Annotated in this window: 21 protein-coding genes; 16 read left to right on the top strand and 5 right to left on the bottom strand. The window is 63.7% G+C overall.

Annotation, left to right across the window (positions count from 1 at the left end):
* Positions 1-163 precede the first annotated feature (163 nt).
* Positions 164-1,408, top strand: coding sequence for an OprD family porin (locus DMX12_RS04420; RefSeq protein ID WP_110676486.1), 1,245 nt, complete (start codon positions 164-166; stop codon positions 1,406-1,408).
* Between the two features lie 42 nt (positions 1,409-1,450).
* Here DMX12_RS04420 and DMX12_RS04415 read toward each other — a convergent pair whose 3' ends face one another.
* Positions 1,451-2,392 carry a LysR family transcriptional regulator gene (locus DMX12_RS04415; protein WP_161892627.1) on the bottom strand — a complete coding sequence of 314 codons (942 nt, stop codon included), beginning with the start codon at positions 2,390-2,392 and terminating at the stop codon, positions 1,451-1,453.
* 203 nt (positions 2,393-2,595) lie between these two features.
* On the opposite strand from DMX12_RS04415, the gene glcE reads away from it, so the two are divergent.
* The 4 genes from glcE to mhpT are packed head-to-tail and all read left to right on the top strand — an operon-like array spanning position 2,596 to position 7,704.
* Positions 2,596-3,717 (top strand): glycolate oxidase subunit GlcE, encoded by a 1,122-nt coding sequence (gene glcE / locus DMX12_RS04410; protein ID WP_110676482.1) that lies wholly within the window; start codon positions 2,596-2,598, stop codon positions 3,715-3,717.
* Entirely contained in the window at positions 3,708-4,958 is a 1,251-nt protein-coding gene (glcF, locus tag DMX12_RS04405) for a glycolate oxidase subunit GlcF (protein ID WP_110676480.1), read from the top strand. The genes glcE and glcF overlap by 10 nt, the downstream gene beginning before the upstream one ends.
* The gene (locus DMX12_RS04400) at positions 4,951-6,420 is read left to right on the top strand and encodes an FAD-linked oxidase C-terminal domain-containing protein (protein WP_110676478.1); all 1,470 of its coding nucleotides are present in this window, start codon (positions 4,951-4,953) and stop codon (positions 6,418-6,420) included. The genes glcF and DMX12_RS04400 overlap by 8 nt, the downstream gene beginning before the upstream one ends.
* A gap of 60 nt (positions 6,421-6,480) precedes the next feature.
* Positions 6,481-7,704 carry a 3-(3-hydroxy-phenyl)propionate transporter MhpT gene (gene mhpT / locus DMX12_RS04395; RefSeq protein WP_110676476.1) on the top strand — a complete coding sequence of 408 codons (1,224 nt, stop codon included), beginning with the start codon at positions 6,481-6,483 and terminating at the stop codon, positions 7,702-7,704.
* Here the strand turns inward: mhpT and DMX12_RS04390 are convergent.
* Complete coding sequence (locus tag DMX12_RS04390) at positions 7,701-8,615, bottom strand: LysR family transcriptional regulator (protein ID WP_110676474.1); 915 nt, start codon at positions 8,613-8,615, stop codon at positions 7,701-7,703. The genes mhpT and DMX12_RS04390 overlap by 4 nt on opposite strands.
* Positions 8,616-8,736: 121 nt before the next feature.
* Here DMX12_RS04390 and hpaH point away from each other — a divergent pair, with 121 nt between their 5' ends.
* The 7 genes from hpaH (at position 8,737) to DMX12_RS04355 (ending at position 16,574) form a co-directional block, all read left to right on the top strand.
* Positions 8,737-9,540, top strand: coding sequence for a 2-oxo-hept-4-ene-1,7-dioate hydratase (gene hpaH, locus DMX12_RS04385; protein ID WP_054911584.1), 804 nt, complete (start codon positions 8,737-8,739; stop codon positions 9,538-9,540).
* Complete coding sequence (locus DMX12_RS04380; RefSeq protein ID WP_110676472.1) at positions 9,537-10,334, top strand: aldolase/citrate lyase family protein; 798 nt, start codon at positions 9,537-9,539, stop codon at positions 10,332-10,334. Before hpaH ends, DMX12_RS04380 begins: the two co-directional genes overlap by 4 nt.
* Before the next feature lie 47 nt (positions 10,335-10,381).
* Positions 10,382-11,857 carry an aldehyde dehydrogenase family protein gene (locus tag DMX12_RS04375; RefSeq protein ID WP_110676508.1) on the top strand — a complete coding sequence of 492 codons (1,476 nt, stop codon included), beginning with the start codon at positions 10,382-10,384 and terminating at the stop codon, positions 11,855-11,857.
* A 15-nt stretch (positions 11,858-11,872) separates the two neighbouring features.
* The gene (locus DMX12_RS04370; protein WP_110676470.1) at positions 11,873-12,739 is read left to right on the top strand and encodes an extradiol ring-cleavage dioxygenase; all 867 of its coding nucleotides are present in this window, start codon (positions 11,873-11,875) and stop codon (positions 12,737-12,739) included.
* A 43-nt stretch (positions 12,740-12,782) separates the two neighbouring features.
* Entirely contained in the window at positions 12,783-14,090 is a 1,308-nt protein-coding gene (locus DMX12_RS04365; protein WP_110676468.1) for an MFS transporter, read from the top strand.
* A gap of 22 nt (positions 14,091-14,112) precedes the next feature.
* Positions 14,113-15,060: a fumarylacetoacetate hydrolase family protein gene (locus DMX12_RS04360; protein ID WP_110676466.1), complete on the top strand. Its 948-nt coding sequence runs from the start codon at positions 14,113-14,115 to the stop codon at positions 15,058-15,060.
* A gap of 68 nt (positions 15,061-15,128) precedes the next feature.
* Positions 15,129-16,574 (top strand): aldehyde dehydrogenase family protein, encoded by a 1,446-nt coding sequence (locus DMX12_RS04355; RefSeq protein WP_110676464.1) that lies wholly within the window; start codon positions 15,129-15,131, stop codon positions 16,572-16,574.
* Here the strand turns inward: DMX12_RS04355 and DMX12_RS04350 are convergent.
* From DMX12_RS04350 to DMX12_RS04340, 3 genes are read right to left on the bottom strand one after another with little or no spacing between them, the layout of a single operon-like run.
* Positions 16,564-17,463, bottom strand: coding sequence for a 2-hydroxyacid dehydrogenase (locus tag DMX12_RS04350; RefSeq protein ID WP_110676462.1), 900 nt, complete (start codon positions 17,461-17,463; stop codon positions 16,564-16,566). The genes DMX12_RS04355 and DMX12_RS04350 overlap by 11 nt on opposite strands.
* 45 nt (positions 17,464-17,508) lie before the next feature.
* Complete coding sequence (locus DMX12_RS04345) at positions 17,509-18,288, bottom strand: enoyl-CoA hydratase-related protein (protein WP_110676460.1); 780 nt, start codon at positions 18,286-18,288, stop codon at positions 17,509-17,511.
* Positions 18,289-18,297: 9 nt separating this feature from the next.
* A complete protein-coding gene (locus DMX12_RS04340) occupies positions 18,298-19,824 on the bottom strand; it encodes a 3-hydroxyacyl-CoA dehydrogenase (protein WP_110676458.1) in 1,527 nt (508 codons plus the stop codon).
* Between the two features lie 192 nt (positions 19,825-20,016).
* Here DMX12_RS04340 and DMX12_RS04335 point away from each other — a divergent pair, with 192 nt between their 5' ends.
* The 4 genes from DMX12_RS04335 to DMX12_RS04320 all read left to right on the top strand — a co-directional run bounded on the left by DMX12_RS04335 (position 20,017) and on the right by DMX12_RS04320 (position 23,393).
* A complete protein-coding gene (locus tag DMX12_RS04335; RefSeq protein ID WP_082416100.1) occupies positions 20,017-20,775 on the top strand; it encodes a GntR family transcriptional regulator in 759 nt (252 codons plus the stop codon).
* Complete coding sequence (locus DMX12_RS04330; protein ID WP_082416099.1) at positions 20,772-21,398, top strand: glutathione S-transferase family protein; 627 nt, start codon at positions 20,772-20,774, stop codon at positions 21,396-21,398. Before DMX12_RS04335 ends, DMX12_RS04330 begins: the two co-directional genes overlap by 4 nt.
* An 86-nt stretch (positions 21,399-21,484) precedes the next feature.
* Complete coding sequence (locus DMX12_RS04325) at positions 21,485-22,165, top strand: glutathione S-transferase family protein (protein ID WP_197879566.1); 681 nt, start codon at positions 21,485-21,487, stop codon at positions 22,163-22,165.
* Positions 22,166-22,181: 16 nt separating this feature from the next.
* A complete protein-coding gene (locus DMX12_RS04320) occupies positions 22,182-23,393 on the top strand; it encodes a CaiB/BaiF CoA-transferase family protein (protein WP_110676454.1) in 1,212 nt (403 codons plus the stop codon).

Raw genomic sequence — 23,393 nt, 5'->3', positions numbered from 1 at the left:
GAACCGGATAGCTGCTGCTGGAATCGGCTAACGCCGCGTACGGCGCCTCGGTAGCCTGAGGGTGCTGGATGCCTGGGCTTGGTCAGCAGTGCTGACGGGGCCGGGCGCTACTTCCTCAGGCAAGCCCGCCTGCCAGCAGCGGGCACTGTTACTCATAAAAACAATGAAAATAAAACTTGGCGTTACTGCACAACTGAGTATCTGTCTCTGTGCGTCTTCACTGCCCATCCAGGGTGCGCGGGCCGATTTTATCAGCGACAGCCATGCTGTGATCGATGCACGCAACATGTACATGAACCGTGACTTGCGCAACTCGGGAAGCCCCGAGCCCATGCGCGACTGGGGGCAAGGGTTCACGCTGCGCTTCAACTCGGGCTTCACCGACGGGGTAGTGGGGTTCGGCGTGGATGCCATCGCGCAGATGGGCGTCAAACTCGATGCAGGCCAACGCGGTAGCAGCACCAACCTGTTGGTGCTGGGGCGTGATGGCAAAGCAGAGAACGAATGGTCTGAAGCCGGCGTGACCGCGAAGATGCGCCTGGGCAAGTCGCAGTTGTCGGTGGGTTCGTTGCAGCCCAACTTGCCCGTGGTCATGTACAACGATACGAGGCTGTTGGCCACGCGCTACACGGGAGCAATGTTGACCTCCAAGGATGTCGACAACCTTAGCCTGACGCTTGGCCAACTGACCCGGGTCAACCTTCGCGATTCGACCGATAACAAGGACATGGCCTACGCGTATAACGGCTTGAGTGCTGGCGACTTTGATTTCGCGGGTGGAGCCTACACGGTCAACAAAGACCTCTCGCTGAGTTATTACTACGCGCGCCTGGAAGACGCCTATGCACAGCATTTCGTGGGCCTGAATCACACGGCTGAAATAGCCCCTGGGCTGAAGCTTGTGACCGATCTGCGCTATTTCCATAGCCTCGATGAAGGCCGGGCCATCGGGGGCGACATCGACAACGACTTCCTCAATGGCATGGTCACACTGGATACCCAAGGGCATGGCTTCAGTGCTGGCTGGCAGAAATTGTCTGGGGACGGCAACTTTCCGTTCCTGGCAGGTGCCGACCCCTATTCGGTCAACCTGGTCACGCACAATACCTTTGCAAAACAGAACACCCGCGCGTGGCAGTTGCGCTACACCTACAACTTTGCGGCCATGGGCGTGCCCGGGCTTACTTTCATGACGCGTTACGTACAAGGGCGCAGTATCGAAGCCAGCGGCGTGGCGGACGGGCATGAGTGGGAGCGCGACATGGATATCGCCTACGTCATACAGTCGGGGCCATTGAAGGATTTGAGCCTGCGTTGGCGGAATGTGTCGTTCCGCTCGGGCAATGGCTTGACCACCGATCTTGACGAGAACCGGGTGATCCTGGGGTACCAGATAGCGCTCTGGTGAGCCGGGTAGGGAGGGGCGAGCACGCCCCCTCACACCATCGAATCACGCTGAGGCGTACGCCAGGCAACGCAGCAGGGTGTTGAGTGCCGGGTTGGTGTTGGCGGTGCACCACACTGCCCGTACTTCAGACAGAAGGTTTGCGGTATTCACTGGCAAAATACTCGCCTCGTTTCTGGCTTGCAGTTTTCTGGCGAAGTGCTCGGGCAGCAAGCACAAGTGCCGGCTGTGGGCCAGCAGCGAGACGATCAGCGTCATGGAAATGGAGTCTATGGTCCCGCCAGGCAACCTCAAGCCATGCATGGCCAGCATCGCCTCCAGTGCCTCACGTGCGGGTGAACCCGCGTTCGGCACGATCCAGGGGTACTTGACGGTCTGTGCCCAGTCGACCACGCCCTGCCGCGCGAGCGGGTGATCAGGCCCGGCGACGATGACCAGGGCTTCATGCATCAAGGTTTGCTGGGAGACACCCGCCACTGCCAACGGTTGCCATATGCGGATAATCGCCATGTCGATCGAACGGTCGACCAGCTGCGGGATGAGTTTGTCGGCGGTGTTTTCTTCCACTTTGATCGACACCGAGGGCGCGTGCTCGTACAGGTAGTTGAGCGCGCCAGGCACCAATGTCGCACACACTGATGAGACAGTGCCTAGCACCAGGTGCCCACCTTTGCCCTCGCGCAGGGCAAGGATTTCATGCTGCGCCCGTTCCAGATGATGGAGCACGCCCCGGGCGCTGCTGATCAGGGCCAGCCCCACCGGTGTCAGCGCCAGGCGGTTGCCGACCCGCGTGACGACAGGGTGCCCGATACCTTCCTGTATTTCTGCCAGCTGCTTGGAAACAGCAGACTGGCTGACGTTCATGGCTTCAGCCACCTTGCGCACCTGCCCAAGGTCGGCAAGCGCTACCAGTATGCGCAGTTGCTTGAGGCTGAGCGATGACCGGAAGAACCTGTCCAGCAGCGCTTTGTTGTCACTATCAGTCATTGTGGTCCGGGGGCGATTGCGGCAATTGCCGGTGGCTGGATTGTATCGGCATGACGCGTTCGATACAGCGCCAAAAGCACATGAGCTACGGCTCATGCGTTGGGGAAAATAAGTCAGTCGACCTGCGCGCCGGCGTTCATTAACGTCTGCCAAAGCCTGGCGTTGGCCAGCGAATCACAATAAAAAACACGAGATTGCCTTACATGTCAGCCTTCGGTTCAACGCCCAGCGCAGGCGAACATCGTTTACCCGATGCACGCGATGCCGTCCCCTGGCTGCGTGAGCACTTCGCCCGGGCGCGCGCAGACCACACCACGCTGCAGATTCGCGGCGCCGGCACCCACAGCCACGCGGCCACCGAGGCTGCCGTGATTTCCATGCAGGGGCACACCGGCATCGTTGAGTACGACCCCAGTGACCTGGTCGTGACCGTCCGGTGCGCCACCCCGGTCGCGCTGCTCCAGCAAGTGTTGGCCGAGCACGGCCAGATGCTCGGTTTCGAGCCAGTGGTGCAACAGACCAACAGCATAGGTGGGGCGGTGGCGCTGGGGTGGTCGGGCCCGCGGCGGCCCTATGCCGGGGCACTGCGCGACCACCTGATCGGGGTACGGCTGATCGATGGCCTGGGAAGAGACCTGCGTTTTGGCGGGCGGGTGGTCAAGAACGTCGCCGGGTTCGACGTGGCGCGCCTGGCGGGCGGCAGCCGCGGCATGCTGGGGGCGCTGCTCGAGGTGACGCTGCGCGTGATGCCGCGGCCTGCGGCAGAGGTGACGGTGGCCACGGCCTGTACCGCGCAAACGGCGCTGGCCACGATGCTGGCGGGCGGCCAGGGGCCTGGCCTGCTGTCCGCATCGGCTTACGTGGGTGGCCGCCTGTTCCTGCGCTACAGCGGGAGCGATTACAGCGTTCGTCACGCCTTGGCGAACCTGGCAGGTGAGTATGCCGAAGTGGCTGATGGGGCGGCCTTCTGGCGCAGTGTGGTTCATCGTGAGCATGGTTTTTTTCGACCAAGGCCAGGGCAAACGCTGTGGAGGGCAAGCGTGCGCCCCGATGCACCGCTGCACCCTGCGACGGGTGCAATCGATTGGGCAGGGGGCCTGCGCTGGGCTTGGCTGCCCAGCGGCGATCAGCACCTTCATGGCTGGGCCCAAGACCATGGCGGGCATGCGCTGGCCTGGCGTGGGCCTGCAGGCGGGGACTGGCACGGATTGTCTGCGGGCATGACCCAGTTGAGCCATGGCCTGGCGGATATTTTCGACCCCTGCCGGATCTTCGATCGCGGCGCCTTGCGTGACGCTGCCAAAGAGAATACCCAATGCGTGTAGACCTGCATGAACGTTTGATCGCCAGCGATTGCGCAATCCAGGCTGCGGCCCTGGTCGAGAGTTGCGTGCATTGCGGGCTGTGCGCTTCCGTTTGCCCGACCTATGAAATGCTGGAAAACGAACTCGACAGCCCAAGAGGCCGAATCTACCTCATCCGTGACACCCTTCAGGGCGGGACGGCAACGGCCGTTACGCGGGGGCACCTGGACAACTGCCTGCACTGCAAGGCATGCGAGACTGCCTGCCCGTCAGGTGTGCAGTATGGTCACCTGATCGACTTGGGGCAGCAACTGATCAACGCGCAACAGCCGCGGCCCTTCTGGCAGCGCGCCAAGCGTTTGGCCATTCGTTCGGTGATGACCTGCAGGCCTGCCCTTGGCACCCTGGCGCGTATCGGCTGGGCGTTGAAGCCCTGTTTGCCAGGCCGCCTGCGTGCCCTGGTACCCGACCGCCCGGCACTGGCAACAGGGCTCGCGCCCAGGCACGCGCGCCATGTACTGAGCCTGCAGGGTTGTGTGCAGCCGGTGTTTACGCCGGGGCATGACGCGGCGCTGTCCCTGTTGCTGGACCGGTTTGGCGTTGCCATGGTGCACGCTTCGGGAAGTGGCTGCTGCGGGGCACTCAGCCAGCATCTGGATGCGCCGCACGCCGCCAAAGCGGCCATGCGGCGCAATATCGATGCCTGGTGGCCCGCGATCGAGCGGGGCGCGGAAGCGATCCTTTCTTCATCTACCGGCTGTGGTGCGCAGCTCAAGGACTATGGGCACTTGCTGCGCGATGACCCGGCCTACGCGCCCAAGGCGGCGCGGGTCAGTGCATTGGTGCAAGACCCTGGCACGTTCCTCAATGCCCTGTGGGCTGAGCGGCCCCTTGCCCTGAAACCGCTGGCAGCCGGTGAAGAGCGGTTGGCCTTTCATGTGCCGTGCAGCTTACGCAACAGCCTGCGGGCCAAAGCGCAGGTAGAAACCATTCTTCGCCGGGCGGGCTACACATTGATACCCGTGCAAGAGGAGCACATGTGCTGCGGCTCTGCGGGCGCGTATTCGCTGCTGCAGCCCGAGCGCAGTGAAGAACTGCTCACGCGCAAGCTGGGTCACCTTGCCGCCGGCCAGCCCTCACGGGTGGTGTCGGCCAACGTGGGCTGCATCCTGCACCTGCAGAAAGCCAGCCCGGTCGAGGTCGGCCACTGGCTGGAGTTGCTTGCGCAGCGTCTACCTGACGAGGAATGCTCACATGCCTGAACACAACCGTGCGCGCCAGTGTGCCGTCGATGCCTTCAAGGCGATCGTGGGCGATCGCTGGGTGATCGATGAGCCGGCGGCGCTCGTCCCTTACGAGTGCGACGCGCTGTTTCATTTGTGCGAGCGGCCCATGGCGGTGGTACTGCCGGCTGATGAAGACGAGGTCTGCCAGGTACTGCGCTATTGTGCGCAGCATCGCATAGCCGTCACGCCACGGGGGGCCGGCACCAGTCTTTCTGGCGGGGCAACGCCTGTGTCGGGCAGTGTCGTGCTGGGCCTCAACCGGCTTCGCTCTGTCACCGTGTTGGCAGCCGCAGGGCAGGCGCTGGCCGGGCCGGGCGTACGTAACGTGGCGGTTTCCGAGCACGCGCAACCCCATGGCCTGTTCTTCGCCCCCGATCCGTCCAGCCAGAGCGCCTGCACGATTGGCGGCAACGTGGCGGAGAATGCAGGCGGCGTGCACTGCGTCAAGTACGGGCTCACGGTGAACAACCTGCTGGGCGTACGAATGGTCGACGGGGCAGGCCAGGTGCTCGACCTGGGCAGTGCCGCGCTGGATACCCCGGGTTTTGACTTTCTGTCGTTGCTGACCGGGTCGGAAGGGCTGCTGGGCCTGATTACCCAGGCGCGCCTGCGCCTGCTACCTGTGCCGTCGAAAATTCGTGTCTTGCTGGGCTTTTTTTCCACGCCAAGAGACACCTGCAACGCTGTGACCGCTATCATCGGGGCCGGGATTGTACCTGCCGGGCTGGAAATCATGGATAACGCGTCCTTGATCGCTGCCGACAGTTACTCGCCGGGGCTGAAGCTGCGTACGGATGCAGGCGGCGCGCTGCTCTGCGAACTGGATGGCCAGGCCGCCGAGATCGCCGCCTGGACGGAACAGATCCAGGTGATCTTCCGGCAGCATGGGCTGCTGGAGTTGCGCCAGGCAGATGAGCAGCATGAGCGGCTCGAACTGTGGGCGGCGCGCAAGAACATCCTGCCGGCGTTGCTGAGAACGGCGCGGGATGTGTATGTGGCCGATTGCGTAGTACCCCGTCGGCTGCTGGGTGAAGTGCTGGACCGTATCAACCAGATGGCCGCCGAGGCGGCGATCGAGGTGGTGCAGAGTTTCCATGCCGGCGACGGCAATCTCCATTCGGTGTTGCGCTACGACAGCCGCAACCAGGGCGAGGAGGCGCGGGCAATGGCGCTGGCGGACCGGATCATGGCGCTGGCGCTGGAGGCCGGCGGCTCGATAAGCGGTGAGCATGGTATCGGTACGGAGAAGCTACACGGCATGTGCTGGCAGTTCGGTGCGCACGAGCTGGAAGTGTTCGCGCAGATCCGCACGCTGTTCGACCCGCATTCGATCCTGAACCCCGGCAAGGCAATACCCACCCTGCATCGCTGTGCGGAACTTGGCGGCATGCATATCCACGAAGGGCAAATGGCGCACCCGGACCTGCCTCGTTTCTAGGTGCTGCCTGCAACGCCCAGGCACTTGTAACCACCCACAATTCAAATAAAAGGTGACACCATGAGCACGATGACATGCACTGCGCGCTCCTCCATGTTGACCATCGGGCTGTGTTTCATAGTCGCGCTGCTCGAAGGCATGGACATTCAATCTGCCGGTATCGCCGGCCCGTCACTGGCGGCCCATTTCGACCTTTCTTCAAGTGCGCTGGGCCTAGTGTTCAGCGCAAGCATCATCGGGCTTCTACCTGGCGCGCTAGTGGGCGGCTGGCTAGCGGACAGGGTTGGCCGCAAGCGGGTGCTGATGGCCGCAGTGAGCCTGTTCGGCCTGTTCTCGCTGGCCACTGCCCTTGCCTGGAACTATGAAACCCTGCTGTGCGCCAGGTTCCTGACCGGGTTGGGGTTGGGCGCAGCCATGCCCAACCTGATTGCGCTGTGTTCCGAAGCGGTCGAACAGCGCCTGCATGGCACGGCCGTCAGCCTGATGTACTGCGGCATGCCGCTGGGCGGCGCCCTGGCGGCCGGCATCGGCCTTACCGGCACCGAGGACAGCTGGAAAACAGTCTTCATCGTGGGCGGTGTCGGGCCATTGCTGATCATCCCGCTGCTCTACCGGTGGCTACCTGAGTCGCGTGCATTCAGCGCGCAACGAGCAGCCGGCGCGCGGCAGCAGGCCGATTGGCGTGGCCTGTTCCAGCGCGACACCGCCAGACCCACGCTGCTGTTGTGGGTCGGCTTCTTTTTCACGCTGATGGTGCTGTTCATCCTGCAGAACTGGCTGCCCACATTGCTGAGGGGGCTGGGCTTCAGCCGGGTCGACGCAGCCACCGTGCAGATCGTGCTGAACGTGGGCGGGGCGTTGGGTGCGCTGATGCTCGGGCGGCTGCTCGACCGGTGGAATGTGGCGATGCTGGTAGTGCTGATGTACTGCGGCATTCTCGTGGCGCTCGCCGGGCTAGGCCTTTCCGCGCACCTCACCGGCATGCTGGTCGCAGGTTTCACCGCAGGCTTTTTCTCCATTGGTGGGCAGTTGGTGCTGTACGCCCTGGTGCCCCGGTTCTATCCAACCGCCATTCGCGGCACCGGCGTTGGCGCTGCCGTGGCGGTCGGCCGGCTGGGCTCCATGAGCGGGCCTTTGCTGGCTGGGCAGATGCTGGCCGCTGGCAGTGGCGCAGCCACCGTGCTGATGGCTGCAACCCCTGGCATTCTGGTAGCCGCCGGGGCGGTGTTGTGGCTGTTGCGGGGGCACCGCGTGGTGCAGCACGGCGTGCCCGCCCAGCTTTAGAGCTGGCTGGCCCATTCTTTCAGCCACGGGCCCAGGAATTCGGCGAAGCCGTCGGCAGCGGGCGAAAGGTTGCGCACGGTGGATTGATACAGGCACACCGAGCGCAAGGTTTCCGGGTCTTCGACGTTGCAGGTCTTGAGCCCGTAGTGCCTGGCCAGGCAACCCACGTAGGCGGGGGCGAGTGTGGCTGCCAGCCCCTGTTCGGCCATGCCCAGCGCCGTGGTGATGTTGTCCACGATTTCTACCGGGCTGATGCGCAGCGCCTCCGGTGCGTTTGCGTGCATGGGCAGTACGCTGCGTTCGTGGTCCCGGCCCGAGGCCACCAGGTGAATATCATGCAGATCGTGCCAGGTGACCCTGGCCCTGCTGGCCAGCACGTGGTCCGGCGAGCAGAACAACACCCAGCGGCTCTCGAACATGGCCTGGCGACGAACATCCGTGCCAACCGGGCGATCCGGGCCCAGCGCCAAGTCCACATCACCTGCCGCGACGGCATCGGCCAGCATCTCCACCGGCAGGTCGCGGATGCGCACCACGACCTTGGGGTGGGTCAGGCCATAGGCCTTTATCGCAGCAGGTAGCGCGCGACTGGCCAGCACCAGGGGCGCCCCGATCCGGACCACGCCCGCAGCCCGGTTGCGCACATCGGAAGCGGTACTTTCACAGGCGCGCGCGTGGCGCATGGTGGTTTGCACCGAGGCAAAAAAGTCACTGCCTGCCGCGGAGAGGCTGACCTTGCGGGTGGAGCGATCGAACAGGCGGAACGACAGCACCTTTTCCAGCTCAGCGATGAGCTGGCTCACGGCCTGCGGCGTCATGCCCAGGCGCTCTGCGGCGCCGGCGAAGCTGCGCAGTTCTGCCACGCAGACGAAGGTTTCCAGTTGGCGCAGGGTGAAGCGCAAGAAAGCCATGATTATCAAGCCCAGGTTGATTTAAGAGCAACTTTCATTGCTTTTTATTGCTAAGTCAATCCGTAAGAATCCCCTCAATCCACAACGACAACAGGCCACTCATGGCCGGGGGACACCCACAGTGCTTGAGCGATCAACTCATCGGGCGTTGGCTGCCGAACTCCACGAAGCGCAGGTTTCGCGCCAACAGGTGCGGCAGTTTTCCCAACGCTTCCCTGATATGACGATCCACGACAGTTATGCCATCCAACGCGAATGGATAGCGCTGCAGCTTGCCCAGGGGCGCAAGGTCATTGGCCACAAGATCGGCCTCACCTCACGGGCCATGCAGATCTCGGCACAGATCACCGAGCCCGACTACGGCACCTTGCTCGATGACATGCTGTTGGCCGACGGCTCTGAAGTGCAGGCGTCGCGGTTCATCGTGCCGCGCCTGGAGGTCGAGCTGGCGTTCATCCTTGCGCGCCCCCTGCGTGGCCCTGACGTGACCTTGCTCGACGTGCTCAACGCCACTGACTATGTGATGCCTGCCCTTGAACTGATCGATGCGCGAATCGAGCAGTTCGACCGCGATAGCAAGGTGCCCCGCCAGGTGCGCGACACCATCGCCGACAACGCAGCCAACGCCGGGATCATCCTGGGTGGCCGGCCGATGCGGCCCGACCAGGTGGACTGGCGCTGGGCTGGTGCGTTGCTGTTCAAGAACGGGGTCATCGAAGAGTCGGGGCTGGGGGCGGCGGTGCTCAACCACCCCGGCAATGGCGTGGCGTGGCTGGCCAACCGTTTTGCCCTGCATGGCGAAGGCCTTGAAAGCGGGCAGATCATCCTGGGTGGCTCGTTCACGCGCCCGGTCGCATGTGCGCCTGGCGACACTTTCCATGCCGACTACGGCCCGCTCGGTTCGATCTCGCTGAGGTTCGTATGACCGCCCGTTCCTTCCGCGAAGCGCTGGCCCTCGACACGGCGCAAATCGGGTTGTGGCTGGCCCTGGCCGATGCCTACAGCGCTGAAGTCTGCGCTACCGCGGGGTTCGACTGGCTGTTGATCGACGGTGAGCATGGCCCTAACGATCTGCGCACGATTCTGGCCACCCTGCAAAGCCTTGCAGCCTATCCCGGGCACCCCGTGGTGCGCCTGCCGCACGGGGATGCGGCACTGATCAAGCAAGTGCTGGAAACCGGTGCCCTGACGCTGATGGTGCCCATGGTCGAAAACGCCGAACAGGCGCGCGACCTGGTGCGGGCCATGCGCTACCCGCCGCAGGGTGTGCGGGGTGTGGGCTGCGGCCTTGCCCGGTCGTCACGGTGGGGCGCCGATGCGCAGTACCTGACCCAGGCCAACGAGCGGGTGTGCTTGCTGGTTCAGGTGGAAACCGTAGAGGCGCTGGCCAACGTGCAGCAGATCGCCGCGGTGGAGGGGGTGCACGGCGTGTTCTTCGGGCCTGCCGACCTGAGCGCTTCGATGGGCTTGATCGGGCAGCCGGGGCACCCTGAGGTGGTCGCCGCCATCGAGCAGGCGATCGACGTGGTGAACGCTGCAGGAAAAGCGGCCGGGGTACTGAGTACCGACCTTGCCTTGGCACAGCGCTACACGGCGCGAGGCGCACGCTTCGTCGCCGTAGGGGTGGATGCCACGCTGCTGGCGCAAGCGGCACGCACGCTACTGGGGCGCGTCCGGGCACCCGTGTCCGAGGCCGCACCTGCTTCCTCCGGTTATTGAGCCCCAGGCGCTTGATGACCTTCAACAACGACAAAATGGAGTTATCGATGCCATCTGCCCTTATTGACGTGGCCGGTGTACAGGTTTCCCCCGACCACTATATCGACGGCCAGCGGATCGCCTCGGCGACCACCTTTGAGCTTTTCAGCCCCATCGACCAGCAGGTGCTGGGCCATATCGCCGAGGGCGAGGCGGAGCATGTGGAGGCCGCGATCGTGGCCGCCGAGCGTGCCTTCACGTCGTGGAGTGCACTCAGCGCGGCGCAGCGCAAGGTGTACCTCGACCGCTTTTCGGAAGAGATCGGCAAGCGCGCCGACGCCTTTTGCCTGCTGGAAAGCACCGACGCCGGCGTGCTGCTGTCGCGCATGCGCCATGGTGTGATCAACCGCGCCAAACTGAACATCAGCTGGTTTGCCGAGCACGCGCTCACCCTGCAGGATCGCTGCCTGGAAACCGAGCAGGCGACCCACCACATCCGCCATGACCCCGCCGGCGTGGCCGTGATCATCACGCCGTGGAACTCACCGTTGATGCTGGCCACCTGGAAGCTGGGGCCGGCGCTGGCAGCCGGTAACACCTGCATCGTCAAGCCGCCGGAGTGGGCACCCCTGACCAGCTCGTTGCTGGCTGACGCCGCCCACGCCGCCGGTTTGCCGGCCGGGGTGCTCAATATCGTGCAAGGGACCGGGGCGACAACCGGGGCCAAGCTGGTCAGCGACCCGCGGATCGCGCGCATCTCGTTCACCGGCAGCGTGCCCACTGCCAAGGTCATTGCCGGTGCTGCCGCTGCCAACCTGGTGCCCTGCAGCCTGGAACTGGGTGGCAAAAGCGCATTCATCGTGCTCGAGGATGCCGACCTGGATAACGCTGCTGCCACCGCAGCGCTGATGTATCGCAATGCCGGGCAGGTCTGCCTGGCGGGCACCCGGCTGCTGGTGCATGAGCGTGTTGCCGAGCGTTTCGTCGCCGCCATGCGTGGTTACGTGGAAAACCTGGTGGTGGGCGACCCTCGTGATCCGGCGACCGAGGTGGGGCCGGTCATTCACCCGCGCCAGGTCGAACGTATCCAGGGCTTTATCGAGCGTGCGGTCAGTAGCGGGGCACAGGTGCTCTGGGGCGGTGACAAGCACAGCTACGGTGCCCAGTACCTGCAGCCGACCCTGATCGGCAACGTCGAGCAGGCCGACGAGATCGTCCAGAACGAGGTGTTCGGCCCTGTCCTGACCCTGCAGACCTTCAGCAGCGACGCGCAAGCCGTGGCCATGGCCAACGGCACGGACTTCGGCCTCGGCGGGGTGTGCTATGGCGAAACCGTCCACGCCACGGCCGTCGCGCAGCAGGTGCGCACCGGCTTCATCTGGGTCAACAGCTTCGGTATCCGCGACCTTGCCGCACCGTTTGGCGGCATCAAGCGCAGCGGCATCGGCCGCGAGGGGGGCGACTGGAGCTTCGAGTTCTTCTGCGACGTGAAAGACGTGGTCGTGCCGCAAAAGCCGTTCCGCGCCAGTTTCAGCCAGCGATAACAAGGAAAACGAAAAATGGGACAAATAGTCGGCGCGGCGATTGTGTCGCACCACCCAGGCCTGATGCAGTGTGAAGAGTTCCGCCGCGCCATGGGCGCCGGGGAGGACTCTGACCTGATTGCCGGGTTTGCGCGTGTACGCGAAAAAATCCAGGCGCTCAAACCCGATGTGGTGGTGATCTTCGACAGCCACTGGTTCACCACCGGTTATCACCTGGTCGATGCCAGTGCGCGTTATGAAGGGCGCTACACCTCAGATGAAATGCCGTGGTACCTGCATGGCGTGCCCTATGCCTACCGTGGTTACCCGGCGCTGGCGCAAGCCATCGAGCAGGTGTCCCGCGAGCAGGGGGGGTACAACCGGGCAATCGCCCACCCAGACCTGGAGCGCCAGTACGCGACGATCAACGTCATCAAGCTGCTGCGCCTGGAAACCCTGGACATTCCCGTGGTCACCGTCAGCTCCTGTCAGAACTGCGAATGGCCGCAGTTCCTGCAGTCGGGCGAGGCGGTCGGCGAGGCCATCCGGCGCAGTGACCTGCGCGTGGTGCTGCTGGCATCAGGGGCGCTGAGCCACAAGTTCAACGGCATCGACTGGAAGCCCAACAACCCGCGCATTTTCCATGAAAGCAACGTGTCTTCCGCGGCGGCCATGGAGAGTGACAAAGGCGCTATCGCCTTGATGGCCGAAGGGCGCCATGACCAGATTCTGGCGCGCTGGGATGAGGACTACCGGCGCCAGCCGTGGGAAGCGTTCGGTGCCCATTACCTGCAGATGCTGGGTGCATTGGGCGGCGACAAGTTCCAGGGCAAGGGTACTGCGCTGTCGGAATACGAGAACGCCCGCGGTACCGGCAACATCCACGTCTGGTTCGACGTCTGACCGATTTCCAACCACCCCTACAATAATAAGATGAGGCAAACCCATGAACGGTAATGCCGTTACCGGCCCGCTCCCGCTGGCCGCGCTGGACATTGAAGAAGCCACCTATTCCCAAGTGACGCGGCGGCTGATTCCTTTCTTGTGCCTGTGCCTGGTCATCGCGTTCCTTGACCGGATCAATGTCAGTTTCGCCAAGCTGCAGATGATGGACGACCTGCAGTTCAGCGAGGCAGTGTACGGCCTGGGTGCAGGCGTGTTCTTTCTCGCCTACTTCCTGTTCGAGCTGCCGAGCAACCTGATCATGCACCGCGTGGGCGCCCGCCGCTGGATCGCGCGCATCATGATCAGCTGGGCGTTGCTCACCGGTGCGATGGCGTTGGTCCATGATCAGACCACGTTCTACATACTGCGCTTTCTGTTGGGCGCCGCGGAAGCAGGGTTCTTCCCCGGCATCGTGCTTTACCTCACCTACTGGTACCCGGTTAACCGCCGCAGCCGGATCATGGCGCTGTTCATGTCGGCGATACCGCTGGCGGGCTTGCTTGGCGGGCTGTTCTCGGGCTGGATCATGGATTCGCTCGATGGCAGCTACGGCATGGCCGGCTGGCAGTGGCTGTTCGTGGTCGAATCGATTCCGTCGCTGATCGTGGGGGTAGCGGTGCTGTTCTATCTGGACGATCGTATCAGCAGCGCCAAGTGGTTGACCGACGAACAGAAGACTTTGCTGCAGGCGCGCATCGACAGCGAAAGCAAGGTGAAAACCGAGCTGTCACTGGGGGCAGTGCTACGCCACCCGTTGGTGTGGATGTTCGCGCTGGTCTATTTCGGGAGCTCCATGGGGCAGTACGGGTTTGGGTTCTGGCTGCCTTCGATCATCAAGGCAACCGGCGTTGAAAGCACCACCCACATTAGCCTGTTGTCGGCAATCCCCTACGCCTTCGGCGTGGTTGCGATGATTCTGGTCGGCCGCCACAGCGACCGTACCGGCGAGCGCCGTTGGCACTATTGCGCGGCTGCCAGCACCGGGGCATTGGGCTTGGCCCTGGCCGTGGTGTTCCAGCACAACACCATGGCCGCGATGTTCGCCCTGACCCTGGCCAGCATGGGCCTGCAGAGCATGGCGCCGATCTTCTGGTCCATGCCCACGGGCATGTTGGGCGGCGTGGCTGCCGCTGCCGGGATCGCCCTGATCAACTCCATCGGCAACCTGGCAGGGTTCTTCAGCCCGTACCTGGTGGGCTGGATCAAGACCAATACCGGTACTACCGCCAGCGCCATGTACATCATTGCCGGCTTCGTGCTGATGGCCGGGTTGGTGGTTGTCGCTTTCGTGCGCACTGGCAAGCGCTGAACATTTCAAGAGGTTAGAAAAAATGGATTTCGAGTTTCCACTCCAGGCCTTGCCTGAAGTCATGCGTGGCCCCCGTGTCGAGCGACGCCGGGTGTTGTTGGGCGGCACCGCGTGCTGGGGCACGCTGATCGAGGAAGGTGACGCGGCCGGGCAATTGCGCCTGGACGATGGTCGGGTGATCGCTGCCGAAGGCCAGGCCTACCTGCCGCCGGTCAACCCCGGCAAGATCATCGCTGTGCACATCAGCTACAGCTCGCGGAGTTTCGAAACACGCAACAAGGCCAAGCCTACCGAAACCCCGACGTATTTCGTCAAGCCGCGCACGTCGCTCAATGGGCATGAAGGGCAGATCCACAAACCCGCAGACTGCCAGTACCTGAACTACGAGGGCGAGTACGCCGTGGTGATCGGGCGCAACTGCCGTAACGTCACCCCCGATGAAGCCTGGGCCTACATCGAAGGTTTCTGCCCGGCGCTGGACATGGGCCTGCAGGATTTCCGCGACACCGACCAGGGCAGCATGCTGCGCGTCAAAGGCGCCGACACGCTGCTGCCGATCGGCCCGGGCATCGTGCGCGGGGTGAACCTGTTCGAGCAGACGCTGCGCACCTACGTCAACGGCCAGGTGGTCCAGCAGGCCCACATCGGCGATGAAACCATCTGGGGCCCGCATTACGTGATCGCCGACCTGGCGCGGCATATCACCCTGGAGGCGGGCGACGTCATTCTCATGGGCACGCCGTGCCACTCGCGCAGTATCGGCGCGGGCGACGTGGTGGAGTGCGAGGTGACCGGCATCGGCCGCATTCGTGGGCAGGTCATTGCCATCGACGCACCGCGCGCCAGTGCGCTGGGTGTCGGCCATCAACCCACCGACAGCCCGGAAGTTCGCCGTGTGGCCCTGGGGTTCGACGAGCGTGTGCCGTCGTTACTGAAGGACAACCTCGCGCGCGCCCGCGAACGGGGCTGATGTGCCAGTGGCAGCGCCGCGCGGGGTGAGCGCTGCCGGTCTTTAGGATGTGGGAGTAGCCCAAAGCGATGTATTGCAATTTCATCGACGGAAAATGGGTCGAGGGCCAAGCGGTCTCGACCAACATCAACCCCTCTGATACCCGAGATATCATTGGGCACTACGCACGCGCCAGCGAAGCCCAGGCACAAGCGGCGTTCGCCGCCGCCAGCGAGGCGCTGGCGGAGTGGGCAGCATGGGGGCCGCAACAGCGCAGTGATGCACTGGACAGCATCGGCAGCGAAATTCTGGCCCGCCGTGACGAGTTGGCAGACTTGCTGGCACGGGAGGAGGGCAAGGCCTTGCCCGATGCCCGCGGCGAGGTGCTGAGGGCGGGGCAGATCTTCAAGTTCTTTGCCGGTGAGTGCCTGCGCCTGCCAGGCGAGCTGCTGGCTTCCACCCGCCCGGGCATGACGGTGGAGATTACCCGTGAACCGATAGGCGTGGTGACGGTGATCACCCCGTGGAATTTCCCGCTGGCGATTCCGGCCTGGAAGATTGCCCCAGCCTTGGCCTACGGCAATACCGTGGTGTTCAAACCCGCTGAACTGGTGCCTGGTTGCGCCTGGGTGCTCGCTGAAATCATCAGCCGCGCTGGCCTGCCTGCCGGCGCATTCAACCTGGTGATGGGCAGCAGCCGCGAGATCGGTAATGTGCTGCTGAACGACCCCAGGCTGGCGGCCATCAGCTTTACCGGTTCGGAGGGCACTGGCCGCAAGGTGGCGCAAGCAGCAGTCGCCCGCCCAGGTGGCATGGCGCGCTTCCAGCTGGAGATGGGCGGCAAGAACCCACTGGTGGTGCTGGATGATGCCGATATCGAGGTGGCCGTGGCCTGCGCCCTCGACGGCGCGTATCACGCGACCGGGCAACGCTGCACGGCATCGTCACGGCTGATCGTGACCGACAAGGTCCATGACCGCTTTGTGGCGGCGATGCTGGCGAAGCTGCCAGGCTTGCAGGTGGGCGATGCGCGCAACCCGGCAACCCGGATTGGCCCGGTGGTGGATGCCGCACAACTCGCCCAGGACGTCGACTATATCCAGCTGGGCCAGCGCGAAGGCGCTGAGCTGGTGTACGGCGGCCAGGCCATTGCAGAGGTCGAGGGCAAGCCCGGCTTCTACCTGACGCCCGCGTTGTTCGTTGGCGCTTCGCCGGCCATGCGTATCTGCCAGGAAGAGATTTTCGGCCCGGTGGCGGCGGTGATCCGGGTGGCGGATGCCGAGCAGGCGTTGGCCGTGGCCAATGCAACGCCTTATGGCTTGTCGGCCGGGGTGTGCACGACCTCCCTCAAGCAGGCTGCGCGGTTCAAGCGCGGGCTGCAAGCCGGCATGGTCATGGTCAACGCGCCGACCGCAGGGGTCGACCCCCATGCGCCCTTTGGCGGGCGCAAAGGCTCCAGCTACGGGCCCAGGGAGCAAGGCCGTTATGCGGCCGAGTTCTTCACCCAGGTGAAAACCAGCTACATCAACCCGTGAGCCCGGCCTGGAAGTGAGCGGCGGCGCGCTGGTACAGCAGCGCTGCCATCTCGGCCCTGGTTTCAACGGTAATGGCAGCCGCATGCGGGGAGAGAATGACGTTGGGCAGGGTGGCGAGGCGGCTGTCGAGTGCCGGTTCGCTGGCGAACACATCCAGCGCCGCGGCTGCGATGACGCCTTGGCCCAACGCCTGGATCAGGTCATCTTCCGCGACCACGGAGCCGCGCGAGATATTGATCAGCGTGCCGGCGCTGCCTAGCGCCTGCAGCACCTGGCTACCGACCAGCCGGTCGGTGGCGGGGGTTGCAGGGCAGCACAGCACCAGCACATCACACCAGGCCGCCAGTTGCTCGATGTGATCGAAATAGGCAAGCCCGGCTGCCGGCTTTGGCCTGGGCGTGTGGTAGCCCACCTCAAGCCCCAGCCCCTGCATGCGCTTGGCCACCAGCGTGCCTATCTTGCCCAACCCCACAATGCCGACTTTGCTGCCGCTGACGCGGCGGGTGGGTGTGAACGCTTCCTTGCCCCACTGGCCGGCCCGGACGAAGCGATCCGCCTGGGTAACCCTGCGCTTGGCGGCATACAGCAAAGCCACGGCGTAATCAGCGGTGTCTTTGGTAACCGCGTCGGCGGTATTGAACACCTCGATGTGCCGTGCTGCCGCTTCAGCCAGGTCGATGCGGTCCAGGCCGGCACCGTTGCACAGAATCAGTTGCAAACGCGGCAACTGGGCCATCTGCTGAGCGCTGGCACCGACCATGCTGGTGGTCACGGCCACTTCGATCTGCTCGGGCGCTTCGGCCTGCGCGATGGGGCACAACTCGAAGCGCGCCCGCAGGCGGCGCTCCAGCATGTCGGGAATGGGCCCGAGATTGACGATGGTCGGCATGTTCAATGGTCCTTGCAGGTGGGTTTCGCCTTGCCGCAGCGGGCATCAGTGCCCGCGATAGGTTGGCTTGCGCTTTTCCAGGAAGGCAGTCATGCCTTCTTTCTGGTCTTCGCTGTCGAACAGTTGCACGAAGGCGCTTCTTTCAAGCTTCAACATGCTATGCAGGGGGGCGTCCTCACCGGTGGCCAACAGTGCCTTGATCGCCCGCACGGCCAAGGGCGGCTGAGCGGCGATACGCGCGGCGATGGCACATGCGCGCTGCAGTGCAGCGCCTTCGTCACACACTTCGGAAAGCATGCCGGCATTGAAAGCCTGTTCAGCGCTGAGGGGTTCACCTGTGAGGGTGAGCAACGCCGTGCGGTACTTGCCGATGGTGCGCAGCAGGCGCTGGGTGCCGCCTGCCCCTGGCATGATGCCAACGTTGATTTCCGGCTGGCCGAGGCGCGCCGTGCGCGAGGCAATGATGATGTCGCAGGCCAGGGCCAACTCGCAGCCGCCACCCAGGGCGTAGCCCTCGATCGCGGCGATCACCGGCTTTTCGCAGCGGTCGACGACTTCGAACAGGCGTCCGGTTTGCAGGGCCGTGTGTTGAGTGGGGGTCATGTCGCGCATCTCGGCGATATCCGTGCCGGCGACGAAATAGCCACCTGCACCGGTGATCACCAAGGCATGCACGCGCGGGTCGCCTGCCAGTGCCTCTACGGCCTCGGCCAGCAGCTGTTTGATTTCCAGGTTCAGGGCGTTGCGACGCTCTGGCCGGTCGAGGGTGATGATGGCGTAGCCATCTGTGTGAATCTGCTGGTGAACGGGGTTTGTCGAAGGCATGTTCGGGCTCTATTCAGCGTGGTTCCAGGGCGTGTTGGTCAGTGCCTTGCGGCGCAGCAGCGCATTGGCGCGGTAGCGGCCATCGGGGCAGGCGCGGGCCAGGTTGTCCAGCACGGTGACCACGTTGTGGTTGCCGAAGGCGTCGGCCCAGGCCAGCGGGCCCACCGGGTAGTTGACCCCCTTGAGCATGGCAAGGTCGACCGCCTGCGCGGTGGCGATGCCTTGGCTGACGGCCTGCGCCGCTTCGTTGGCAAGCATGCACAGCGTGCGTGTCACGAGCATGCCCGCCACGTCGTCGATGATGACCACCTGCTTGCCCAGCGCCTGGAAAAAGCCAACCACGCTATCCAGGGAGGCGCGCCTGCAGGTGTCGGCGCCGCTGAGCACGACCAGGGAGGCTGCTTCAAGGTGGGTGGAGGCGTCGAACAGCACGACCTGGTCGAGTTCCTGGGCGGTCGCCAGCGCGAGGGCAGTCAGCCCGAGGCAAGGGCGTAGCTGCACGCCGTCGACCATCAGGTAGCCGTCGCCGTTGTGCCTTTCGATAGGGCAGCCACGTTCCTCGGCCAAGTGCCGAACGGTTTGCGCCCCAGGAAAATCGCCAAATTGCTGGACCAGCGTCGGTTGCGGGCAAGCGGCTTCATAGGTGATGCCATCGGGCGTCGAACCCGGGTCGTAGCGGTAGAAACCGCGGCCGGTCTTGCGGCCCAGCCACCCAGCGTCCACCAGTGCTTTCTGGGTGAGCGAAGGGCGGTAGCGAGGGTCCTGGAAGAAGGCGTCGTAAATGCTTCGCGTCACCGCAAAATTGGTGTCGTGGCCGATCAGGTCCATCAGCTCCAGCGGCCCCATGCGAAACCCGCCTGCATCGCGCAACGCGGCATCGATCACTGCAGCAGGCGCCACTTGGTCTTCCAGGCCCAGCAGGGCTTCGGCGTAGAACGGGCGGGCCACGCGGTTGACGATGAAGCCTGGCGTTGACTTGCACTCGACTGGGCATTTGCCCCACTGGGTGGCCAGTTCGCTGACCTGGGCTACCACGGTTGCGCAGGTGGCTTCGCCTTTGACCACCTCGACCAGCGGCAGCACCGTTGCCGGGTTGAAGAAATGCATGCCGACCATGCGCTGCGGCCTTTGCAGGGTTGCCGCGATCGCCGTGATCGAGATGGAGGAGGTGTTGCTGGCGAGGATGGTGTGCTCGCCGACCACTGCTTCGAGTGCGCTGAACAGTTGTTGCTTGATTTCCAGGTTTTCGATGATGGCTTCCACCACCAGTGCGCACGCCGAGAGTTCGCTCAACTCGGCTGCCAGGGTCAGCCGGGCCAGGCATTCGTCCCGTTGCCGGGCAGTCAGGTACCCGCGCTTGACCCATCGATCCAGCGAGGCGGTGACGCTTTCGGCGCCCTGGGTCAGCGCTTGCTGGCGCGTGTCGTGCAGGTACACGGCATGCCCGGCTCGCAAGGCCACGGCGACGATGCCCGCACCCATCGTGCCTGCCCCTATGATGCCAATGCTGGCTGTTTTGCTCAGTGCGGTGCTCATGCCTGATACCCGTGTGACAGTGCGAATGATGCCAACACTGTACGTACACGAGGCCTTAAAGGTCAATAGGATGACCTATAGAATTAAATGCCAATGGACCACAAAGGCTAATAATGCAAACCTATGGTTTATGCGATACTGCCGCCGCGCGATCAAGGCATGCCCCACGGGGCTCACAAACGAGAAGAATTGATGAAAGACCTAGATGCATTGGCCAGCAAGTCAGGCATTGATTTCAGCCGCAGTGGCGTAGCCCGCTACATCCAGCTGGCCACGTTGTTCCGCCGCAGGATCGAGCAAGGCCTGTGGCCGGTAGGTGGGCAGATACCCACGGTGGATGACCTTGCCGCGGAGTGCAGCGTGGCTCGCGCAACGGTGCGTCAAGCGCTGGACATCCTCGAAGAGGACAAGCTGATACGGCGCTTCCGTGCCAAGGGCACCTTCGTCATCCAGCAGCCACAAGAGCAGATGTGGTGTGAAGTGCCCACCGACTGGTCGGGCCTGTTGCTGTCACCGGAAGGGGTCACGACAGAGGTGCTGTCTTTCGACGTCAAGGCCCAGCCTGTCAATGTGCAGCACAAGATCGGTGAAATGGCACCGGAGTACCGGTGCTGGCGGCGCCGCCACCTGCGCGAAGGCAAACCGTATTACATCGGCAACGCATTCATCGATGCGCGGCTGGTGCGCAAGATTCCGGCGAAACTGCTTGAAACCCACACGACCTTGCGAATTCTCAAGGACCTGCCCGGCCTGACGCTGAAGGAAGTGCACCAGACCATCACCATTGGCACGGCAGACCTGGCGACTGCAGAGGCGCTGGAGATCCCGCTCAATGCCCCGGTTGCCTATTGTTACCGGTCTGCCATCGATGACCAGGGGCGGTTGGTGTTCGTCGGGGATGGGGTATACCGTGGTGACGTGGTCAGGCTCGACGTCAAGGTCAGCGTATGACTGGCGGGATGACGCTGCATTGGTCGCCACTGTCGCCGTTCGTGCGCAAGGTCATGTGCGTGATCCATGAACGCCGGCTGGCAGGCCAGGTGCGCTGTGTGCGCACCAAGGTCTCCCGGCACGTGCCCAATGCTGCGCTGCTGGCGATCAACCCGTTGATGCGCATTCCAACACTGGAGCTGGGTAACGGCTCGGTGTTGTTCGATTCTGTGGTGATCTGTGAATACCTCGATACCCTCGGGCACGGCCCGGGGCTGTACCCGCAGCAGGCCGACAGGCGTTGGCAAGCCTTGCGCTGGCAGGCGTTGGGCGATGGCTTGTGTGACACGCTGATTGTATGGCGACATGAACGTGAGCGGCCCGAGGCCCAACAGCAGCAGGACTTCCTGCACGCCAGCGCACTCAAGCTCTCCTCGACCCTGCAATTGCTGGAGCATGAGGTGGCGCAACTGGATACGGTTGCCTACGGTATTGGCCATATCGCGATCGGCTGCGCCCTGGGCTACCTGGCGGTTCGCTTCGCCGACGTGCCGTGGCATGCCAGCCACCCCCAGCTTGCCCAATGGCAGCAGCGCTTCGAGGCGCGCGAATCCAGCCGGTTGAGCGCGCCTGCGCACGCCTGAGAAAAAATCATTGCACGGGGGATGGCAAGCGCTTTTCAGATAGGTCTATACTGAAAAGGTCATAAAGTTAGCACATAGGATCAAAAGTGACCTTTGTCTCTACTCCCCACCCGGCAAGCCAAGCGATGACCCTGCACTGGTCGCCGCGCTCACCGTTCGTACGCAAGGTGATGATCGTACTGCACGAAACGGGTCTGCTCGACCGCGTCACCTGCGTGCGCAATGTCGTGGGCATGAACCAGCTCAATGAGCAGGTCATGCTCGACAACCCCTTGAACAAGATCCCGACGCTGGTGCTGGCCGATGGCCGCAAGCTCTACGACTCGCGTGTCATCTGTGACTTCCTCGATGGCCTGCACAATGGCACCAGGCTGGTCCCGGCCGACCGTGCCCGTTACCTGCAAGCCATGACCTGGCAAGCGCTGGGCGACGGATTCATCGATGTGCTGTTGCTGTGGCGCAACTGGTACATCGACCGTGGCTTGCCCCACGACTGTGCCGACGACCCCTTTCTCAATGCCTTCAACGCAAAATGCCAAGCCGTGCTCGCCGCCCTGGAAGCCCAGGCTGCCGAGCTTGAAGCCGCACCCTTCGGGCTAGGCCATATCGCCATCGGTTGTGCGCTTGGCCAGCTGGATTTTCGCTGGTCATTCATTGCCTGGCGCCCTGGCCATCCGGCCCTGGCGCACTGGTATCAGCAGTTCCAGTCGCGCCCCGCGGTGGCCGCGACCGCAATTCGTGATGACAACGCGCCGAGCGCCACCTAACTCTGGAGTCCATAACATGGCAGGCCCACTTTCACATATCCGCGTTCTCGATCTGAGCCGGATCATGGCAGGCCCCTGGTCGGGACAGGTTCTGGCTGACCTCGGTGCTGACGTAATCAAAGTCGAGCGCCCCGAGGTCGGGGATGACACCCGTACCTGGGGGCCTCCCTTCCTCAAAGACCAAGCAGGCAACGCGACGAAAGAAGCCGGCTACTACCTGTCGGTCAACCGCGGCAAACGCTCGGTCACCGTCGACCTGGCGGACCCGGCCGGGCAGCAGGTGGTCAGGGAGCTGGCGGCCGCGTCGGATATAGTCCTGGAGAACTTCAAGGTCGGTACCTTGAGCCGCTACGGGCTGAGTTACGACGATCTCAAGGCGGTAAAGCCGGATATCATCTACTGCTCCATTACCGGGTTCGGGCAAACCGGACCCAAGCGTGACAACGCCGCCTACGATTTCATGATCCAGGCCATGGGCGGCTTGATGAGCGTGACCGGGGAGCGGGACGACCTGCCGGGCGGTGGGCCACAGAAGGTCGGTATCCCGATCGTCGACATCATGACCGGCATGTATGCCACCGTGGCGGTGCTGGCTGCACTGGCGCACCGCGAGCGCACCGGTGAGGGCGAGTACATCGACCTGGCCATGCTGGATGTGCAGACGGCGGTGCTGGCGAACCAGGCCATGAACCACCTGGTATCGGGCAAGACCCCTCAGCGCGCTGGCAATCGCCACCCGAACATCCAGCCACAAGACGTTTTCAAGTGCGCCGATGGCCACATCGTGCTGGCGGTAGGCAACGACGGTCAGTTCCGGCGTTTCTGCGAAGTGATTGCAGCGCCAGCACTGGCCGACGATCCCCTGTATGCCACCAACCAGGCCCGGGTCGACAACCTGCCGTCCTTGCTGCGCCTTATCGCCGAGCGGCTTGCCGAGCGCCCGCTGCAGGAATGGCTGAGCGCGCTGGAAGCAGCCAAGGTGCCGTGCGGGCCGATCAACACGGTGCCCATGGTGTTCGCCGACGAGCAGGTGCAGGCCCGAGAAATGCTGCGCCAGCTGCCCCACCCACTGGCCGGCGTGGTACCGCAAGTGGTAAGCCCGATTCGCATGCGCAATGCCAGCCTGGATTTCAACCGTGCACCGCCGCTGTTGGGCCAGCACACGGCTGAGGTGTTGCGTGAGCTTGGCATCACGATCCCTGTTCCATCCGCCGCCTCGCAGGAGTGA

Source organism: Pseudomonas sp. MB-090624, from assembly GCF_003205245.1.
Taxonomy (GTDB): Bacteria; Pseudomonadota; Gammaproteobacteria; order Pseudomonadales; family Pseudomonadaceae; genus Aquipseudomonas; species Aquipseudomonas juntendi.
This window is presented reverse-complemented; position numbering and strand designations above follow the sequence as displayed.

Coding starts and splice junctions, on each gene's coding strand:
- DMX12_RS04420 (WP_110676486.1), top strand. CDS start 164: ATGAAAATAAAACTTGGCGTTACTGCACAACTGAGTATCTGTCTCTGT.
- DMX12_RS04415 (WP_161892627.1), bottom strand. CDS start 2,392: ATGACTGATAGTGACAACAAAGCGCTGCTGGACAGGTTCTTCCGGTCA.
- glcE (WP_110676482.1), top strand. CDS start 2,596: ATGTCAGCCTTCGGTTCAACGCCCAGCGCAGGCGAACATCGTTTACCC.
- glcF (WP_110676480.1), top strand. CDS start 3,708: ATGCGTGTAGACCTGCATGAACGTTTGATCGCCAGCGATTGCGCAATC.
- DMX12_RS04400 (WP_110676478.1), top strand. CDS start 4,951: ATGCCTGAACACAACCGTGCGCGCCAGTGTGCCGTCGATGCCTTCAAG.
- mhpT (WP_110676476.1), top strand. CDS start 6,481: ATGAGCACGATGACATGCACTGCGCGCTCCTCCATGTTGACCATCGGG.
- DMX12_RS04390 (WP_110676474.1), bottom strand. CDS start 8,615: ATGGCTTTCTTGCGCTTCACCCTGCGCCAACTGGAAACCTTCGTCTGC.
- DMX12_RS04380 (WP_110676472.1), top strand. CDS start 9,537: ATGACCGCCCGTTCCTTCCGCGAAGCGCTGGCCCTCGACACGGCGCAA.
- DMX12_RS04375 (WP_110676508.1), top strand. CDS start 10,382: ATGCCATCTGCCCTTATTGACGTGGCCGGTGTACAGGTTTCCCCCGAC.
- DMX12_RS04370 (WP_110676470.1), top strand. CDS start 11,873: ATGGGACAAATAGTCGGCGCGGCGATTGTGTCGCACCACCCAGGCCTG.
- DMX12_RS04365 (WP_110676468.1), top strand. CDS start 12,783: ATGAACGGTAATGCCGTTACCGGCCCGCTCCCGCTGGCCGCGCTGGAC.
- DMX12_RS04360 (WP_110676466.1), top strand. CDS start 14,113: ATGGATTTCGAGTTTCCACTCCAGGCCTTGCCTGAAGTCATGCGTGGC.
- DMX12_RS04355 (WP_110676464.1), top strand. CDS start 15,129: ATGTATTGCAATTTCATCGACGGAAAATGGGTCGAGGGCCAAGCGGTC.
- DMX12_RS04350 (WP_110676462.1), bottom strand. CDS start 17,463: ATGCCGACCATCGTCAATCTCGGGCCCATTCCCGACATGCTGGAGCGC.
- DMX12_RS04345 (WP_110676460.1), bottom strand. CDS start 18,288: ATGCCTTCGACAAACCCCGTTCACCAGCAGATTCACACAGATGGCTAC.
- DMX12_RS04340 (WP_110676458.1), bottom strand. CDS start 19,824: ATGAGCACCGCACTGAGCAAAACAGCCAGCATTGGCATCATAGGGGCA.
- DMX12_RS04335 (WP_082416100.1), top strand. CDS start 20,017: ATGAAAGACCTAGATGCATTGGCCAGCAAGTCAGGCATTGATTTCAGC.
- DMX12_RS04330 (WP_082416099.1), top strand. CDS start 20,772: ATGACTGGCGGGATGACGCTGCATTGGTCGCCACTGTCGCCGTTCGTG.
- DMX12_RS04320 (WP_110676454.1), top strand. CDS start 22,182: ATGGCAGGCCCACTTTCACATATCCGCGTTCTCGATCTGAGCCGGATC.